Annotated in this window: 20 protein-coding genes and 1 riboswitch; of the genes, 5 read left to right on the top strand and 15 right to left on the bottom strand. The window is 45.7% G+C overall.

Translation table 11 applies throughout. The features are described from left to right. Positions 1 to 16: 16 nt before the first annotated feature. From ACESPQ_RS18665 to ACESPQ_RS18625, 9 genes are all read right to left on the bottom strand, one after another. A complete protein-coding gene (locus tag ACESPQ_RS18665; protein WP_373144723.1) occupies positions 17 to 1,069 on the bottom strand; it encodes a glycosyltransferase family 4 protein in 1,053 nt (350 codons plus the stop codon). Positions 1,070 to 1,171: 102 nt separating this feature from the next. Beyond that, the gene (locus ACESPQ_RS18660; RefSeq protein WP_109770720.1) at positions 1,172 to 1,678 is read right to left on the bottom strand and encodes an elastin; all 507 of its coding nucleotides are present in this window, start codon (positions 1,676 to 1,678) and stop codon (positions 1,172 to 1,174) included. A gap of 59 nt (positions 1,679 to 1,737) precedes the next feature. Next, complete coding sequence (locus tag ACESPQ_RS18655) at positions 1,738 to 2,574, bottom strand: inositol monophosphatase family protein (RefSeq protein WP_257337267.1); 837 nt, start codon at positions 2,572 to 2,574, stop codon at positions 1,738 to 1,740. 262 nt (positions 2,575 to 2,836) lie between these two features. After that, positions 2,837 to 3,034, bottom strand: a complete 198-nt coding sequence (locus ACESPQ_RS18650) for a hypothetical protein (RefSeq protein ID WP_373144721.1) — start codon at positions 3,032 to 3,034, stop codon at positions 2,837 to 2,839. 520 nt (positions 3,035 to 3,554) lie between these two features. Continuing rightward, the gene (locus ACESPQ_RS18645; RefSeq protein ID WP_002610107.1) at positions 3,555 to 4,301 is read right to left on the bottom strand and encodes an amino acid ABC transporter ATP-binding protein; all 747 of its coding nucleotides are present in this window, start codon (positions 4,299 to 4,301) and stop codon (positions 3,555 to 3,557) included. After that, positions 4,294 to 5,076: an amino acid ABC transporter permease gene (locus ACESPQ_RS18640; RefSeq protein ID WP_373144720.1), complete on the bottom strand. Its 783-nt coding sequence runs from the start codon at positions 5,074 to 5,076 to the stop codon at positions 4,294 to 4,296. Before ACESPQ_RS18640 ends, ACESPQ_RS18645 begins: the two co-directional genes overlap by 8 nt. A 22-nt stretch (positions 5,077 to 5,098) precedes the next feature. Beyond that, entirely contained in the window at positions 5,099 to 5,935 is an 837-nt protein-coding gene (locus ACESPQ_RS18635) for a transporter substrate-binding domain-containing protein (RefSeq protein WP_002610103.1), read from the bottom strand. A 119-nt stretch (positions 5,936 to 6,054) separates the two neighbouring features. Beyond that, a riboswitch (Lysine riboswitch) is annotated at positions 6,055 to 6,220 on the bottom strand. A 57-nt stretch (positions 6,221 to 6,277) separates the two neighbouring features. Continuing rightward, positions 6,278 to 6,745, bottom strand: coding sequence for a VanZ family protein (locus ACESPQ_RS18630; RefSeq protein WP_002610101.1), 468 nt, complete (start codon positions 6,743 to 6,745; stop codon positions 6,278 to 6,280). A 90-nt stretch (positions 6,746 to 6,835) separates the two neighbouring features. After that, positions 6,836 to 8,152 (bottom strand): immunoglobulin-like domain-containing protein, encoded by a 1,317-nt coding sequence (locus ACESPQ_RS18625; RefSeq protein WP_373144717.1) that lies wholly within the window; start codon positions 8,150 to 8,152, stop codon positions 6,836 to 6,838. A 240-nt stretch (positions 8,153 to 8,392) separates the two neighbouring features. Here ACESPQ_RS18625 and ACESPQ_RS18620 point away from each other — a divergent pair, with 240 nt between their 5' ends. The 4 genes from ACESPQ_RS18620 to ACESPQ_RS18605 all read left to right on the top strand — a co-directional run bounded on the left by ACESPQ_RS18620 (position 8,393) and on the right by ACESPQ_RS18605 (position 9,885). Continuing rightward, positions 8,393 to 8,581, top strand: coding sequence for an AAA family ATPase (locus tag ACESPQ_RS18620; protein WP_002610097.1), 189 nt, complete (start codon positions 8,393 to 8,395; stop codon positions 8,579 to 8,581). 20 nt (positions 8,582 to 8,601) lie between these two features. Further along, a complete protein-coding gene (locus ACESPQ_RS18615) occupies positions 8,602 to 9,000 on the top strand; it encodes an AAA family ATPase (protein WP_002610096.1) in 399 nt (132 codons plus the stop codon). A 163-nt stretch (positions 9,001 to 9,163) separates the two neighbouring features. Beyond that, on the top strand, positions 9,164 to 9,319 hold the full coding sequence (locus ACESPQ_RS18610; protein ID WP_233108989.1) for a hypothetical protein: 156 nt from the start codon (positions 9,164 to 9,166) through the stop codon (positions 9,317 to 9,319). 53 nt (positions 9,320 to 9,372) lie between these two features. Beyond that, complete coding sequence (locus ACESPQ_RS18605) at positions 9,373 to 9,885, top strand: PD-(D/E)XK nuclease domain-containing protein (protein ID WP_109770723.1); 513 nt, start codon at positions 9,373 to 9,375, stop codon at positions 9,883 to 9,885. Positions 9,886 to 9,990: 105 nt separating this feature from the next. On the opposite strand, the gene ACESPQ_RS18600 is transcribed toward ACESPQ_RS18605, so the two are convergent. The 6 genes from ACESPQ_RS18600 to ACESPQ_RS18575 all read right to left on the bottom strand — a co-directional run bounded on the left by ACESPQ_RS18600 (position 9,991) and on the right by ACESPQ_RS18575 (position 17,443). Continuing rightward, positions 9,991 to 11,598: an NAD(P)/FAD-dependent oxidoreductase gene (locus ACESPQ_RS18600; RefSeq protein ID WP_002610092.1), complete on the bottom strand. Its 1,608-nt coding sequence runs from the start codon at positions 11,596 to 11,598 to the stop codon at positions 9,991 to 9,993. Positions 11,599 to 11,612: 14 nt separating this feature from the next. Beyond that, positions 11,613 to 12,659, bottom strand: coding sequence for an acyltransferase family protein (locus tag ACESPQ_RS18595; RefSeq protein ID WP_002610090.1), 1,047 nt, complete (start codon positions 12,657 to 12,659; stop codon positions 11,613 to 11,615). Between the two features lie 38 nt (positions 12,660 to 12,697). Beyond that, positions 12,698 to 13,846 (bottom strand): alanine racemase, encoded by a 1,149-nt coding sequence (gene alr, locus ACESPQ_RS18590; protein ID WP_373144715.1) that lies wholly within the window; start codon positions 13,844 to 13,846, stop codon positions 12,698 to 12,700. A gap of 14 nt (positions 13,847 to 13,860) precedes the next feature. Then, on the bottom strand, positions 13,861 to 14,928 hold the full coding sequence (locus tag ACESPQ_RS18585) for a D-alanine--D-alanine ligase family protein (protein WP_257328338.1): 1,068 nt from the start codon (positions 14,926 to 14,928) through the stop codon (positions 13,861 to 13,863). 13 nt (positions 14,929 to 14,941) lie between these two features. Further along, positions 14,942 to 16,321, bottom strand: coding sequence for a UDP-N-acetylmuramoyl-tripeptide--D-alanyl-D-alanine ligase (gene murF / locus ACESPQ_RS18580; protein WP_118002017.1), 1,380 nt, complete (start codon positions 16,319 to 16,321; stop codon positions 14,942 to 14,944). A gap of 297 nt (positions 16,322 to 16,618) precedes the next feature. Continuing rightward, on the bottom strand, positions 16,619 to 17,443 hold the full coding sequence (locus ACESPQ_RS18575) for a MerR family transcriptional regulator (RefSeq protein ID WP_257270248.1): 825 nt from the start codon (positions 17,441 to 17,443) through the stop codon (positions 16,619 to 16,621). 77 nt (positions 17,444 to 17,520) lie between these two features. Here ACESPQ_RS18575 and ACESPQ_RS18570 point away from each other — a divergent pair, with 77 nt between their 5' ends. Next, entirely contained in the window at positions 17,521 to 17,691 is a 171-nt protein-coding gene (locus tag ACESPQ_RS18570) for a hypothetical protein (protein ID WP_156346939.1), read from the top strand. The last annotated feature ends 1 nt before the right edge of the window (position 17,692 follow it).

Genomic DNA, 17,692 nt, shown 5'->3' with positions numbered 1-17,692 from the left:
CGAACGCTGCGCTTCTCTACCCCCGTTTGCGTTCCTGCAGCTCCTCATATACACGCGTATAAAATTCCTTCCAGATACTGAGCACATTCTCCTTGGAATAATATTCGCTGATATAGGCACTGTCAGCTGCACAGCGCGCATAATAGGCCGGATCCTCATGCAGCCTTCGAATCAATTCGGCAAAGCTGTCATTATTATCGGCCATCTGATATTTCTTAAATAAGATATCCTCATACAGCTCCAAAGAGCGCAGAACCATTGGTCTGTGCAAATTGACCGCCTCCAGTATTGCCATTGGAAACAGCTCATTATAGGATGGCATAAACAGCACATCCGCCATATTGTAAATATCATTCATATCACTTCTCGGGATAATGCCTGGAAACTGTACGTTTGCCGGCGGATTCTCCACAACCTTCTTCAGCTCCTCATAGCCGTCTGTAATTTTTCCAAACGAAAAGCCTCCGCACCAGACAAAGCGCACATCCGGCAGCTTTTTCGCAACGTCAACAAAGTCCAGAACGCCCTTTCGTGTCTGTACCTGTCCGACACCGATGACAACAAAATCATCCGCTTTGATCCCATACTGCTCACGAATGGCATTGCGCTGCTCCACCGGCTTCACATAAAACTGTTCCTTGGATACATAATTCGGAATATAGATCATCTTCTCCCGGGCAATTCCATATTTCTCCAGCTCCTTCATAAAAATCGGATTTACAACAATCAGATAATCCGCTGTTTTATAGAAGCTGATCACATATTTTTTAAACACCGAAAACAGTGCCTTGGGTAACTGGATACTCCCATTCAGCGTATCCGGTAAAAAATGCACATAGCATACATTGGCATTTTTATTATTCTTCATCTTCAGATAATTCTGCGGATCAATGGTATGAGAATGAATGATATCAGCCTTCTTTCCGCTGTTGATTTCAACGGTAAACAGATCACTCGCACCTTCCTTAACCAGATTTACCTGCTCCAGATAGGCACTCCCCACACCCTGTCCTTCCACCTTGTCGGCACTGGACAGCATATTGATTACGATTTTCTTATCCAAATCCATTCCTCCGCTTCCTGTTCACATGGTTTTCATAACCACCTTAAATTATTATACCATAAACCTGTAGACGTTGAAACTCATAATGCAAGTATTACAAGTTTGTAACTAAGAGCATTCCTTTAAAACCTGCAGATGCAGCAGAGCAGCAAGGTGCAGACAGGCACGGCGAAGCCTTCGATTCAGCGTGCTTTCCACAATGTCTCCCTGATGGCGCAATACCAGCTCCCGCTTCAAGCCTCGCACGTACAAATCCAGCAACAGCTCCTTTTCCTGCTCCTCCAGCTGCAGGATTCCCTGCAAGAGAACATAGGCCCGCTGGTCCTGCTCCATCACCTTTTCCCTCGCTCTTCGCTGACGCTCCATTGCGTCCAGCACGGGATCCCTATGTACATATCCGCCGTTTCTTGATGTCTGAACAATGCTGCGGGTATAGTTCAGATAATCACTGAGTTCATCCTCCACCTGCAGCTGTACACAATCCTCTCCATACAGCACGCTGTGCAGACGCAGCGAGGCCGTATACTGCTTCAAAAACAAAAGCTGGCGCTTCATATTGCGAATTGTCTGTGCTTCATCGACACAGGACTCATAAAAAAATTCAGTCTCCTTCATCCGTTTACCTCCTATATACTCTTATATACGAATGAAAAGTACCGAATTCCTAAATTTTATTAAAATATTTGATTTTTTTCAAAAATACTGAAGACGATTTCCTTTTGTCGTCCATGGGAAGCCCAGCGTGCTGCATTGCCAGCATAGTCATAGGCGTGTCCATTTTCCAGCTTGGATAGGATTGCCCCGAGCAGAATATCGCGAATATTGCGGGTATCGGAGAAATAAGCAAGTCCTTCCCCTCTCATACAGGCAAGAATGGCATCGGGACAGCCCAGCTCGTGTTCGCTGTCATCGACGACCTGAAATCCGCGCTCCCATAGCTGCTGTACGATATCCTGTGACAGACGGCTGTTTTTGTATACGACAGAGGGTGTATTGTCGCATTGTACAGACAGCACTTCGCCATCAGCCGCCGTACACTGCTTCAGCCGATGATATACCCGACAGCCAATCCCTTCCACATACGTGTACATGATGTCACGCTTTGGAAAATAGACAATAGCAAGACGGACATCATGCTCATGAAGAATGGCACTGCAGATCGACCAGGTATCCTTCTGGTGCAAATAGTCCAGAGTTCCATCGATCGGATCCAGTACAAGCGTATAATCATAGTCCTGTTTCAAAAAGCAGGTGCGGCTTGCCGTATCCTCCTCCACATCCAGACTCAGTACAGCCTGATATTCCGGTAATACAGACTGCAACAGAATTTCCTGAACAATTTCATCGGCTCTGGTTTTGGCTTCCCGCATGCGCAGATGGCGTTCATCCTCATCCTCCACCACTTCCACCTGTTTGCCCTCATTGACAATGGTTGCCTGCATCATGTTCGCAACAATGCCGGCAGTTCGTACAGCACAAAACAGGCATTCATACAATTTTTGATAGTTCATTTTTTCTCCCTTCTCCATGACTTATCATCTTATACTTCAGCGTTCAAAGCTATATTTTCATGATTCTGTATGCAGTTCAGTATACTATCGCTTATCGTAAAAAACAAGTCCTCGCGAATGATTGATTTACAATTCCCATCATCTGCTTATCATCGCAGAGGTGGTGGACTTCTGTCTGTTATGAATTACATACAGAAAAGAGCTGTGACTGCACAGCCCCTTTGATTATGCTTGTTATAGCTTTTCAGGATAGATGTAGGGACTACAGAATCGCAGGTCGAATATCATCTTCAACATCCAGTATATTCATAGCGTCCATTGCACTGACATTGATTCTCTGCACCAGTTTTTTAACATGTAGAAGTGTTGCCTCCACGTTCCCTTCTACCTTGCCTTCAGCTTTTAGTAATAAGCCCTGTTCAATACCTCTTTGTTCTATGAAATCACGAAAGTTACACATATCCATAACCTCCTGATCTATCTCCTTCTCCATCAGTATACCATACGTCCTTTGTAATTGTTCCTTTTATCCTCTACTGCGAGATTTTTTATAAACAAAATCTATAATAGTATATAGAGGTACCTGCTGCTTCGTTTCATACGCAGGAACGGATGCAACAAAAACAAGGCAGTCCTTACCGCCGACAAGCGGTGTTCAGCTGTAAGCTACTTAATCATTGTAAAGAATGAATGAAAGCATAAGAAAAAACGCTTCTAACAAGCGGTTGATCTACTGAAAGGCCGGAGCCTTTGCGTATGGATACCATGTGAATGGGTTGTAGTATTTATATAGTTACTCATATACCAGCCTCTCCTTTTTTGTATCTACAGTGTAGCATAAAACCTACCAAACATAAGAAAATAAAATATACATACTTGAAAAGAGCAGACGATTCTTTTTCATTAGGTGCACAGGATTTTGAAAACCGCAGACATATGATAAAGAGTGTCCTTTATCATATGATAAAAAAAGCCAGCCGCTAGGACTGACTGCTGATACGGTAACGCTTTAAGAATTCTTTGGTACGCTCCTGCCTTGGATGCTCAAACAGCTGCTGTGGAGTACCCTCCTCTGCAATCACACCCTTGTCCATAAATACGACACGGGAGCTGATATCATGAGCAAACTGCATCTCATGAGTCACGACGATCATCGTCAGACCTTCTCTGGCCAGATCCTTCATCACATCCAGAACATCGCCAACCATTTCCGGGTCCAGTGCACTCGTCGGCTCATCAAACAGCAGAACCTCCGGCTCCATGCACAGGGCACGGGCAATGGCTACACGCTGCTTCTGTCCGCCGGACAGCTGCATAGCACTCGCATTCGCAAAGGACTCCATACCGACCTTTTTCAGGAACAGCATCGCCTTTTCCTTCGCATCCGCCTTGCTTCGCTTCAATACCTTGATCTGTCCGAGCATACAGTTTTCCAGCACACTTTTATTATTAAACAGATTGAAGGACTGAAACACCATACCGACATGCGTTCGATGTTCATTGATATTGATTTCACCCTTCAGAATATCCTTGTCATGATACAGGATTTCTCCGGCATCCGGAGTTTCCAGCAGATTGATGCAGCGAAGCAGCGTGGACTTGCCGCTTCCACTGGAGCCGATAATGGTAATAACCTCACCCTTGTCACAATGAAAATCAATGTCATTCAAAACCTCCAGCGAACCAAAATGCTTTTTCAGATGCTTGATTTCTATGATGCTATTCATATACTTTACTCACCCTTTCTACCGGTACGCTCTGAGAAGACGGCCCGGATGATCTCGGCATATTCATGCGCCCCTCAACAAAGGAGAGAAGCTGGGTTGCCAGTGTCGTCAGCAGCAGATACAGAATAGCCGCTACGATAAAGGTCGGTACATACAGCATCAGACTTCCTGCAACGGAGCTGGACTGGAAATACAGTTCAATCACACCGATGACATTCAGCATGGAGCTGTCCTTGATATTGACAATAAATTCATTTCCGATCGAAGGGAAGGAATTACGAATCGCCTGAGGTAAGATAATGCTCATCATCGTCTGTGTGGAGGTCATCCCCAGACTGCGGGCTGCCTCATTCTGCCCCTTGTCAATCGACTGGATACCGGCACGGATGATTTCTGCCATATATGCCCCTGTATTGATGGAAATAATCGTAATACCGGCAGTTACCGGTGACCAGTTCAGTACCGGACGAAGACCGTGATAGATGATCAGCGCCTGTACCATCATCGGTGTTCCACGAAAAATCCATACATACAGACCGACAAAGCCGTGCAGTATCTTTTTAATTATGCGGGAGGGCAGTGCATCGCGCTCTTCTATACGCACAGCACGGATACCTCCCAGCAGCAAACCGATCAGTAATCCGATCAGTGTACCGCACACCGCCAGAAGCAGTGTTATCTTAATCCCATACCAGAACAGCGGAATGTTGTCCTGAAAAATCCACCAGGCCTGGGCAAACATCCCATCCGGTTTTGCGGATGCTACTATCATCATGGTAATCTCCTATTCTGTTTTGTTATTCTGTTTTCGGCTGACTCTCTCTTGCTTCCTTCATCCACTGATCTCTTGTTTCCTTGGAAATTCCATCCAGTGATTTCTGTACAGCATTGAACAGCTCGGAATCACGGCTTCCCTCTTTCAGACCGACAGATACGGACGTGTCAATATCAAAGCCCTTGCCCTTTGCAAAGTGAACGATCGTTAAATCCTTATTCGCTTCCACGGCACCCTCGGCAACCGGAAGCTCTGCTGTAATGCCATCCACTTCCTTGTTCTGCAGGGAGAGGATCATTTCCGGATACGTTGCCTTTGGTGTCGCATGCTTTACACCCTTGATCTGATCGATAATCGTATCATAGTTCGTGCTCTTCTGCCCGATGATGGTCTTACCCTTGAACTGCTGGATATCATTGAATTTCGCAGCCTTGTCCCCCTTGCGTACAATCATAACCATTTCAGATTCATAGTATGGGGATGTGAAGTCAATTCCGTTTTCACGTGTTTCATCCTTTGTCATACCGGCAATAATCGCATCGATTTCACCGGATTCCAAAGCCGGCTGCAGGCCGTCCCAGGATACCTTTTTGATGACAATCTCACGATCGAGATCCTTTGCAATCTGACGTGCAACACGTACATCATAACCGTCACAGAAGCCGGCACCGCCAATGGAAACACTCGTTTTCGTCTGTTCCTTCGTCTGCCAGTTAAACGGCGCATAATTGCACTCCATACCAACCGTAAAGGTTTCCTTTCCTGTATTCTTTGAAACATTCTTGTCGTCATCACTGCTACCGCATCCAGTCAAAAGCAGTGTCATGGCAAAAGCTGCCGTTACTAATTTTTTCTTCATAAATAGTCCCTCTTTCTTTTTTTCTTTTCACATATACCGCCTGTGTATACACCATCGGTGAAATACCATGGAATAACAAAAAAGCCGTGCTATTACACGACTCTCACACATAAAGCAGAGTTGTTAATAGCTCCTCTTCTTAACGAAGGAGTGCCATGAGTATTTCCCATGACCCCAGAAGTGCATCCGCCAATGCAGCCTCTTCGGCGATGATTACCTTTCAAAGCTATCCCGGTCTGCCGACTCCAGCTTTTACTCTGACGCATCGCTGCCTCTATACGATTTTTCTGTCTTATATACTTTAGCTTAAATCCCGACATTTGTCAATGGCCCCTGAATATTTCATGAAAGTTTTTCAGTTTCTTTCATTTTCCGTCTGCGCTTCAGATATAGAATAAGAGCAAGCAGACCCAGCCCGAGGGCACCACCTGCCGTATCAATCAAAACATCCTTGAGCTGTCCGCTTCTGCCAGGGACAAACAGCTGATGAAATTCATCCGTTGCCGCATAGGCAGCCGTAGCCGCCAGTGCCAGAAGCAGCCACGGCTCCTTTTTGTATTCCCGTATCGTAAGACCAAATAAAATGGCCAGTACCGCATATTCACTCATATGTGCCGCCTTGCGTACCAGAAAGCTTGTCATATCCCGAATGATTTCATTCCTCATGATATCCAGAGAGAATACAGCATCCAGAAGGTGCACAAAGAAATCGCTCATTTCCTGAGAATCATCCGCAACCTGTGCGGAGAACCAGAAAATTACAAGCATCCAGATAATGCACAGGATGGCATAGCAGTGCTTCTTTTTCATGCATATCACCCTGTGCATCATTATAGAATAAGATCGGTAAAAATACCAGTAAATTTTTACCTCAGCATCATGTTTATGGATAGAGTCGTATCATTTCTCCTGAGCATCCGATGGTATGGTATCCACGGTTTTAAAGTCATAGCCAAGATCCTTCATATTTTTGATAAAGGTATCCATCGCTTCATAATTCCCCTTATTGCTCGGATGCAGCAGATAAATCGCCCCCTCATGGTAATGCTCCATCATCGTCTTCAATGCCTCACTGCCCGAAACATCACTTGCATAATCGTAATAGGCATGACTCCAGAAATAATTGCTGTAACCAAGGTCCTTTACCAGCTTCATCGCACGCTCACTGCTTCCGCCCTTCGGAAAACGGAAAACCTTTTTCATCGGCTGCCCGGTAACCTCCATATACGTTTTTTCTGTCTCCGTAATCTCTGCAACAAATTTATCGATGCTGGAGGCATTCGCCAGTGTTGTCATATCGTAATGATGCCAGCTGTGATTTCCGATTACATTGCCATCCTGAACAAGCTGCCGGATGAAATCTGCTTCTGTTTTAATATAATTTCTGGTCAAAAAATAGGTTGCCTGCACATCATTCTTTTTCAGGACCTCCGCAATCTGCTTGATATAGGTGATATCATTGCCGCCCTCATCAAAGGTCAAATAAATTACTTTTTCTTTTGGTCCCTGATAATAGGAATCGTATTTCTTTAACAGCTTTTCATCCTTGGCACCTGTTGTCCGCTGATGATCCTTGCTTTTATTAAACCACCATTCCTCCATGGTGTTGTCATAGCTGTCATGATCATAATACAGCTTTGTATTCGTTGGATCAGCACATACCTGAACACTGCGCTTTACACTTGTGGTATTGCCGCTGGCATCCTTTGCCGTATAGGTCAGCGTATACGTACCCTGTTTTTTCATATTTACACTGCCTTTTCGTTCCACGCTTTTGCTTACATCCCCGTCATAATTATCACTCGCCTGATAGCCCGGTTCCTGAAAGCTTCCATTTTCAAACACTCGGATAGACGAGCCGCCCTTCAAATTGATCTTCGGCGGTGTCGTATCAATGACATTGACCTTGCGCTCCACTGTTTTCTGATATTTATCAAAGGTATAGGTCAGCGTATAGGTCCCCAGTTTCTTCGTATTCAGATTTCCCTCTACCTTTACCTCATCACTGTAATCGGAGAAACGAAACCTTGCCCGGACCCCTGGATCCTGAAAGCTGGTATTCACTTCCATCTCCATCGTCTTTGCACCGTTTAATGCCAATAGCGGCGTAAACAGTCCGCTGAAAAACAGCAGCTTTATCAGCAGGGCCGCCACCATGACCCCAATCAATCCCATAATTCCATATATAATATTCTTGCAGCGTCTGCTCACATGCATCACCTCTACACTAACGATATGATATGCAGCCGTGATTTATGCCGTATACAGGTATTGGATAACAATACTTATAGCAGCTGTTTCTTTGACAAATCCAGTCCCATACATTTGTAAGGAAACACACATGCAATATAGGAAAGCATCTAAAACTACATCCTGTAGCTGATGAAAAATATCCGCTCCGCATACTGTATTCTGTAAATAACCATGAAATAATAAAACATATGGCAGGTGATGAGCATGAAGAAAATCCCCATTGGGTTGAAGGATTACCGCAAGCTGAAGGAAGAAAACTATTATGTCGTGGATAAGAGCCTGATGATTAAAGAATTTATGGATCGGGGCAGCGAAGTCACCTTAATCACACGGCCAAGGCGCTTTCACCGAAATATTGCCGATACCTTTGGTATCCGACAAGAGGCGCGCTAGTAGCGGGAAAAACAATCAATATGAGTAGGCGCCTGCCCGCCCATGGCGTGCTGGCAGAATTTTTTGATGTCACAAAGGATTCACGGGACATTTTCAAAGACACTGCCATTATGCAAACAGAATATGCAAGGGATATCAATTCATATCCGACTATTTTTCTATCCTTCGCAGATGCAAAGGGTGATAAGGATAATATCGTCATGCAAATGAAGCTCCAACTGTTAAAGGAATATAAAAAAAATGAGCAGGTACTTGAACATATCGATCGGTTTGAAAAGCCCGGATTTGATTTAGTTATGGATGGTATGTCCCATTTACAGGATGGCTCTTTACAGGCAGTTGTAAATGCTATCAGCTTTCTGATGACAAAATGCCATCAATATTACGGAAAACGGGTAATGCTGTTCATTGATGAATAGGCGCTGCCCTCCCATGGCGTGACGGGTACAATATGGGAGGCATCGACATCTACACTGCTAGTGGGCAGAGCCTAATCCATGGTCAGTTATAAATTATCTGGATAGAAAGCAGTTAATTCCTTTCTGGGTGAATACCAGTTCAAATAAAATGATAAAAGCTGCTATGCGTGAGTGTGATAAAACCTTCAAAGAAGGATATGAAGAGCTGATCGAACGTGGGACGGTCACAGCTTTGGTTAATTATGAAGCATCGTTCTACGAAATCAAAAATACCAGCAGCCTTTTGGGATTGTTTGCGCCTCAAGCGGGCAGTGCCTGAACGCCGGTTACCTGACAACAAAAACTACGCTGGATGCGTTAGAAGGCAGATATGTGTTAAGAATACCAAACAAGGAAATAAAAAGAGAATTCCAATCACTGACAGCCTATTATTTTCATACAGACGAAAGCAGTGTAACTATGCTGCTGGAGGATCTGTTACAAGGAAATCTGGAGAAGTTCGCCTTACGCTATCAAGCCATATTGGAGGATACTGCCAGCTATTATGACCTTGTGAATGAAAACTCCTATCAGGCCCATTGGCCCGCAGTGCGTACGTTACTTTTAGGTATGCTTATGCCTTTAGAAAACAGCTATAAGATCATCAGCAACCGTGAAAAGGGGCAGGGCAGATTTGATATTTGTTTAGAAAGCAGAAAGCAGGACAAACCATCCTTTCTTTTTGAATTGAAGTATACAAAGGATGATTCTGTAAATCTTAAGAAACTGGCCATGCAGGGATATGAACAGATCTTTGCTAAGCAATATGATCATGGCTCGCATCATGTGATACGAATCGGTCTTGCCCATCGCGGCAAACAGGTGGAATTATACCCAGAGAAATAATCTGTAATAACACGTAAAAACGCAGTCTGAGAGCAGGCTGCGTCTTTTACTTATATCATGAATCTCTATCATGAGGATACTTCTTTCATACTTATGTCTACAAATTTAATCACAAGCAGCTTCTTTTGTATAATGAAACATTGCAATAATCTGCTCTGCACATCGGATACCGTCAATTGCCGCTGAAACGATTCCACCAGCATATCCCGCTCCTTCTCCGCAGGGATACAGTCCGGAAACGGATAGACTCTGCAAATCCTCTTTCCCTCGTTCCAGGCGAACGGGGGAGCTGCTTCTTGTCTCCACTCCGGTCAAAACAGCATCTCCCATCGCAAAGCCCTTCAGTTTATGATCCATAGCAGTGATTGCCTCTTCCATTGCGCTTGTCACATAAGCAGGAAGCACCTCATGCAGATCACAGGGAGTTACACCCAGTGCATAGCTTGGCTGAACACTGCCCATCGCTGTGCTTGCACGATGCTTCAGAAAATCTTCAACCCGCTGTGCAGGTGCACGATATGCTCCACCGCCAAGTACAAACGCTTTCTTTTCCAATGCCTCCTGATAGGCGATTCCATCCAGTGCATGCTCCCCATAATCCTCCGGACGTATCTGTACAAGCAGCGCACTGTTGGCATTTTCCCGGTCACGGGCATGTTCACTCATTCCATTGACGACCACACCGCCTTCCATGGAAGTGGATGGAACGACGCTTCCCCCCGGACACATGCAGAAGGTATAGACGCCACGGCCGTTGGATGCGGTATGTGTTAATCTGTATTCTGCCGCAGAAAGCCGCGGATGTCCGCAAAGCGTCTTATACTGCGCTTCGTTGATCAGCGTCTGTGGATGCTCAATTCTGGCACCGATTGCAAACGCCTTGGGATGCATGGTCACACCGCGCGCATGCAGCAGCCGGTAGGTATCCCGGGCGCTGTGTCCAATGGATAAAATTAACTGATCCACCGGTATTTCCTCATCGTTGACAACAATCCCGCGCAGCTCCCCCTGTTCAATTATCAAATCCTGCAGGCAGCTGGAAAAGTGCACCTCTCCACCCAGCGCTATGATTTCCTCGCGCAGGCGCTTCACAATGTCACGCAGCAGATCTGTTCCGATATGCGGATGTGCCGTATACAGTATATCCTGTGGCGCACCAAAGCGGACAAGCTCCTCCAGAACCTTATGTACACGCAGATCCTTGGAGCGGGTAGTCAGCTTTCCATCGGAAAACGTACCGGCTCCCCCCTCACCAAACTGCACATTGCTCTGCGGGTCCAGCTTACCGTTTTGCCAGAAATCCTCTACCCTCCTGACTCGATCCTCCACACACTGTCCGCGTTCAATAACAAGCGGACAGTAGCCCATCTGTGCCAGCAGCAGTGCCGCAAACATACCGGCAGGACCAAAGCCGACAACTACGGGACGATGCGTTAAGCCGATGACACCCTTTTTCGGATATGCATAACGGTACTCCTGCACGCGACTGACATCCTTAAAGTGCTTTCTAAGCACCTGCTCCTCATGCTTTACTCTGCAATCAATGCAATATGTAAAATGCACATCCTTCGCCCTGCGAGCATCCAGACTCTCCCGATAGATTCTCCATGACAGCAGGTCTTCACTGGAGATATGGAGTTTGTTTATAATTTTAACCGGCAGCTGATCCAGTGATTCTGAAAGTGTCAGCTTGATTTGGTGTATACGCAGCATGATATTCCTCCTATTCAGGCATAAAGATGCTTTAAAAACTTAACTTTTCTGGAACATATAATTATAAAGCAGGACATAATGAGCGTCAGCAGCATAACCAGTCCGTAAACAGCCAGAGAATTCATCAGCGGCCATACCCGAAGCAGCAGATTAACAAACATAATATGCATGACATAAATCAGCAGTGATAAAACACGCAGTGTCTTGTATACCTTGCTTTTCGGCAGATGAATACGAAGCAATCCCAGAAACAGAAAGAACATACATGGTAGCAGCATGGCATACATACTTGTCAAATCATGCATGAAGCCGTTATCTTTCAGTGCGAAGCATTCCGCAAACAGCAGTCCGGCGCTGAGCAGGAATCCCAGCAGTACCTGCCAGTTTTTCAGGTACAGTGTCCGCTGTGCAAACAGGGCCCCCATAGCGATAAACATCACGCCGAAGAACAGGCCGTTGCGTGTTGTGGAAAATACCTGCAGATATGCCTGATATACGCTTTGTATCCCCGGAATCTGCATCAGATAACCACCGTAAACATTACCAGCCATGCCGATCAGATACAGGAGAAATCCAAAAAGAATCGTTTTGCCAAGACCCAGCTTAAAAAGGCAGATGTAAACAACAGGCACTGCAACCAGCAGCGCAGGCAGAAACCAGAGGTGGTAAAAGCTTCCGGTAAAAAAGAAATCACGAACGTACAGCAGCACACTGTTTACGGTAATACCATCCTGCCCCTTCAACAGCAGATAGGTAAAGGGCAGATACAGAATGGTCCAGATGATATAGATTTTACAGAGCCTCCACAGATAGTGCTTCAGCTTTGCTTTGTTTTCGTAATCATTGTATTCGCGTTTGAAATCCAGCTTACGGAAAAACAGAAAGCCGCTCGCCACAAAGAAGAACGGTACCGCCAGTCTGGCCAGAATCTGTACAAGGATAAAGTTGCCGGTGGCATCCACATCCAGCAGCGGCCCGGTGTGAATGCAGACCACCAGAAATGCACTGATGAATTTAGCAACATCCAGCGCGTAGTAAGTTTTTCGTTCCACGTTAATCATCCATCCCTTCTCTTGAAAAATAGCCACACCTGCTGTGGCTATTTGTATATTCTCGGTACCCGCTGTGAAATCCAGCAGAGTGTTTCATTGTTTATGGTATGTGCAAGTCTGCTGAGTTCATCAACGGAAAGAACCTCATCACCGTCACACCCGATCAGAGTAGCGACATCGCCTTCACTCACACCATCAAGTCCGGTGATATCCACCATCATCTGATCCATACAGATATTGCCGATAATGGGAACACGCCTGCCATGCAGCAGCACACAGGCTCCCTGATTGGATACACTGCGCGGAAAACCATCCGCATATCCGACAGCCAGTGTTGCCACCCTCGTACAGACTTCCGCCTTGAAATGACGGCCGTAGCTGACCGTAACACCGGGCTGAATATCCTTTACCAGGGAAACATTTGCCTTCCATTCCATGATGGGCTGAAACTGCGGTGCCGTGCGAATTGCCAGTGCATCATCGCTGGTAACTCCCATCCATAATAGACCCGGACGTACATAATCATAATGCAGGTTCGGATAATTTAAAATTCCATAGCTGTTCTGCAGATGCGTTGTACCGGGGTCAATCCCTTCTGCACGCAAATCCGCCAGAACACGTTCAAACAACGCAATCTGGTGATTGGTGAAGGCACAATTTTCCTCATCCAGACAGTCACTGACACTGAAGTGGGAGAAAATACCGCAGACATCCAGATGCTCCAGACGGTACAGCGCTTTGATATCCTCGATATGATATGCATGATCCTGTGCGATAATACCGATTCTGGACATACCGGTATCCACCTTGGCATGTGCTTTGACAACAACATTCTGCTCTTTAGCATATGCGTTCAGCTTTTCTGCATACTCCTTTGATACCAGCGTTTGGATCAGGGAAGCCTCGTTCAAATAATGAAAATGAACAGGCGGCGTATACCCCAGCACCAGAATCGGACTTTGGATGCCGTTTTCACGCAGTCGAACGCCTTCGTCAACACTGCTTACTCCAAAAAAGTCAATCCCCTGCTGTTCCATCATTCGGGAGCATTCCACATCGCCGTGCCCATAGCCGTTCGCTTTGACGATTGCCATAATCTTGCTTGTAGAGGGAATCAGCTTCTGTACTTCCTTTATGTTATGTGAGATCCTGGTCAGATCAATTTCCAGCCAGGAACGCGTATTGCTCTTCAGCACATTTTCCACCTTCTTCATTCTTCCATTGCCAGTGCAACAAGCTTGTCAATCAGTTCCGGAAACGGAATACCGGCCTCCTTCATCATAGTCGGATAACGGGAGGTGTCGGTAAAGCCAGGAATGGTATTGACTTCATTCAATATGATGGTATCCTCCGGTGTCACAAACATATCAACACGGGTCATTCCCTTGCAGTTCATGGCACGATATGCCTTTTTTGCGATTTCTCTTGCTTCCTCAAACAGCTTCGGACTGATTCGTGCCGGACAGTAGATATGGGAATCCACCATCTCATATTTCCCCTCATAATCGAAGAAAGGCGCAGCTGTTTCGATTTCATCCACACTGCCCGCAAAAAGCTCCTTGTTTCCCATCACAGCTACTCCGATTTCAAAGCCCTCAATGGTTGTTTCCAAAATAACCTTGCCCTTGCCGTCATGATAGAAGGCATCCTTCATCGCTTCCTCAAAGCCGTCAAAGGACTCCATCCTGTGAATTCCAAAGCTGCTTCCGGCATTGGCCGGCTTGATGAAAATCGGAAGTCCCAGCGTTTCCTTCGCATGTTCGTATACTTTGCGATAATCCAAATCATCCGCCTCATATACGCATACAAACGGCGCACATGTTATACCGGCATGCTCCATGACGATATGTGCCATTTCCTTATCCATACAGATCGCACTGCTCATGTGCCCGCAGCCGACGTATGGGATGCCACTCAGCTCAAACAAGCCCTGAATCGTTCCGTCCTCTCCGTTTTTTCCATGCAGAATCGGGAAGATGCAATCCACCTCAATGCGTGTAAAGGTTCCATCCGCATGCAGCTTCAAAAAGCCCCTGCAGCCTTCACTGCTGGACAATACACACGGTGTACAGTGCTCCTCACACAGCCAGGTATCATGCTCGATACCATCCACATCACCATCATATGCATACCATTTCCCATCCTTGCTGATTCCGATGAAAATAAGCTCATAGTGCTCTTTATTGATTTTGTGAATCAGACTTCCCGCAGAATGCAGGGAAACCGGGTATTCACTTGACTTTCCTCCGAATATAATCGCTAATTTTATCTTTTCCATATATATGTACTCCTTACTGTTGTTCCTTTACCAGCTCATCCACCACTTCATCCAGCTTCATTCCGCGGCTTCCCTTCACCAGCAGCATGCATTCCTTATGCATATAGGGTCTCAGGTAGTTCAAAAGCTCTTCCTTATCTGTAAAATGACGCACCAGTGTATGCTCCATATTATCTCTTGCCCCCTGTGCAATATAACATGCCATGTCTCCGATTGTGAGAACCTCCTGCAAATGATAGCTGCTGATATCCTTACCCAGTGTGTAATGAATCATATCACTCGTTTCTCCAAGCTCCAGCATATCGCCCAGCACCGCCAGTTTATAGGGTATGTCAAATTCCTCCATGGTATCCACCGCAGCCAAGGCACTCTGCGGATTGGATTTATAGGAATCATTCAAAATCAGACACTGATTCACCCTGACAAGCTCATTGCGCAGTCCGGTCTTCTCCACGCTTGCAAAGCCCTGCGCTATTTCTTCCTCATCCAGCCCAAGTGCCCTTGCAGCGATCCATGCCGCTGTGGCATTCATCGCCTGATGCTTTCCAATCATGTCCAGGTGGTACACCTGATCTTTGATGGAAAAACACAGACCGTCTGGCAGCTGATGCACCTGATGCACGACTACATCATTTTGCTCATCCTTACCAAACGTACGGATTTTAATGCAGCCCGGTATCTGCTTTTCAATGGCGGCATTGCGCAGAAGCTGCTGATCTCCATTATAAATCAGCAATCCATGCTCCCCAAGCCCCTCTGTAATCTCCATCTTCGCTCTGGCTATATTCTCCATGTTTCCAAGGTTTTCCAGATGTGCAGTACCGACATTGGAAATAATAGCGATATCCGGACGCACGATCTGTGTCAGAAAGGAAAGCTCCTGCAGATTCTCCATTCCCATTTCCACAACCGCAGCCTCACAGTTTTCCGACAAAGAAAGAAGTGTTAACGGTACACCGATTTCATTATTGTAGTTTCCAAGTGTTTTCTGCGTAATAAAATGCTTTGCAAGTACGGAGGCAAGGATATCCTTCGTACTCGTTTTTCCATTGCTGCCGGTAACTCCGACAACCTTCATATTCAGCTGATCACGATAAGCCTTAGCCAGCTGCTGCAAAGCTGCTGTTGTATCATCTACTAGAATGATGACAATCTCCTTGGGAGGATTCGCTTCCCTTCGTTCCCACAAGACAGCCCTCGCACCGTTATCAATGGCCTGCTGCACATAGGCATGCCCGTTGTTGTTCGCTCCATGAATCGGTATATACAGGTTTCCCTCTACCACCTTTCTGGAGTCAATGCAGACACCCTGTATTTTTTCCTCAATATCTGCATTTTCTATGTAATCCGCATCCAGCATGCGGATAATAGCGTCTATCGATCGGATAATCATATGGTTCATCCCTTCTGTTTCCTATTTTTCTAAGCGCTTCTGTTCTCATGAAACGAAATAGGACTATATACACGCTAAATATTATATCATAAGCATCAGAAGTTGAAGCAAAGAATTTCGTAAAATTCATCAGCTTACGTAAATCGTAAGAATGTAAGCCTTTAACGAACTACACGGCAAAAAAACCACCGGAGTCAACACTGCAGCACCGTGGCTTATGAAACAGGGTATTGTGAGAATGGAATCACCCTGCACGCTTTTTTATACCGGCATCCACCCTGTAAGATGCACAGCTGCCTAGCGCTTCATGATCGGAGAATAGATTTCAGTGATATTCTCTTCCATATCTGCCACCTCATCCGGATGCGTGATGTAGACATCATACGGCGGAAGCCGATAGGTATAGCCTTCCGTTTCCATCCATTCCTGATGCCTTGCATAGACGGAAGGAATCTGGTGATAGCTTCCTCTGCATACGGTGCGGATACACAGCCCCGGTGAGAAATCACGCGTACCCGTAACCCGCTCCTTTACCGGAATTGCAAATTCCATATCGAAGCCTTCATCCTGATACTCCTTGCTGTGATATATGGAAAGCGGCGCCTTGCAGATGGTCAGCCGTCCTTTGCGAATTTTTTCAAACAGCGGCTCATAAAAAGAAATAAAGCCCTTTGCACAGTCCTCCATATTTACCATGCGCCGTGTCGATAAAAGAAACATCTCCGGTTCCTCGACCAGCTGTATATCTATATCATCCAGATATGACATGATCATCTCTTCTTTCTGCACTGTCGCTACATCCGCTTCCAGCTCATGAAGAGTCTGCTGCATCCAGAGTATCTGCTCCTGCAATATTTTGCGATGGGAAAGCAGGGCATTTTGCAATAGCTTTGATTCTCCCTGCTCCTCCCATTTCAGCAGTGTACGGATTTCATCCAGTGAAAAGCCGTATGTCTTCATACGGTTGATAAACAGCATATTCTTCAGCTGTTCGATGGCATAATAGCGGTATCCGCTTTCTGCCTTGATACAGATCGGATTCAAAAGATCAATCGTTTCATAGTATCGCAGCGTTTTGGTGGAAACCTTGCATATTTTGGAAAACTCACCGATTGTCAGCATATTTATTCCTCCTGTTAACCTTTATATTAAACCCTTACCCCGGGGATAAGTCAACCCGCAAAATACGTGCTCACTGAATGGATGAGATGCAGATCTGCCATGCGGATGCACAGATAAGACGCGATTACGTTGTGTTCCCCAAGCCTGCAATCATCGTTATCGTCTGCTGTATGAAAAAGGAAAGCCGGTTATCCTATAGACAGCGACAGCTTTCCTTTTCTACTGGTAAAATAGAATTATATGCTTGAT

Source organism: Clostridium sp. HGF2 (genome assembly GCF_964240115.1).
Taxonomy (GTDB): domain Bacteria; phylum Bacillota_I; class Bacilli_A; order Erysipelotrichales; family Erysipelotrichaceae; genus Clostridium_AQ; species Clostridium_AQ innocuum.
This window is presented reverse-complemented; position numbering and strand designations above follow the sequence as displayed.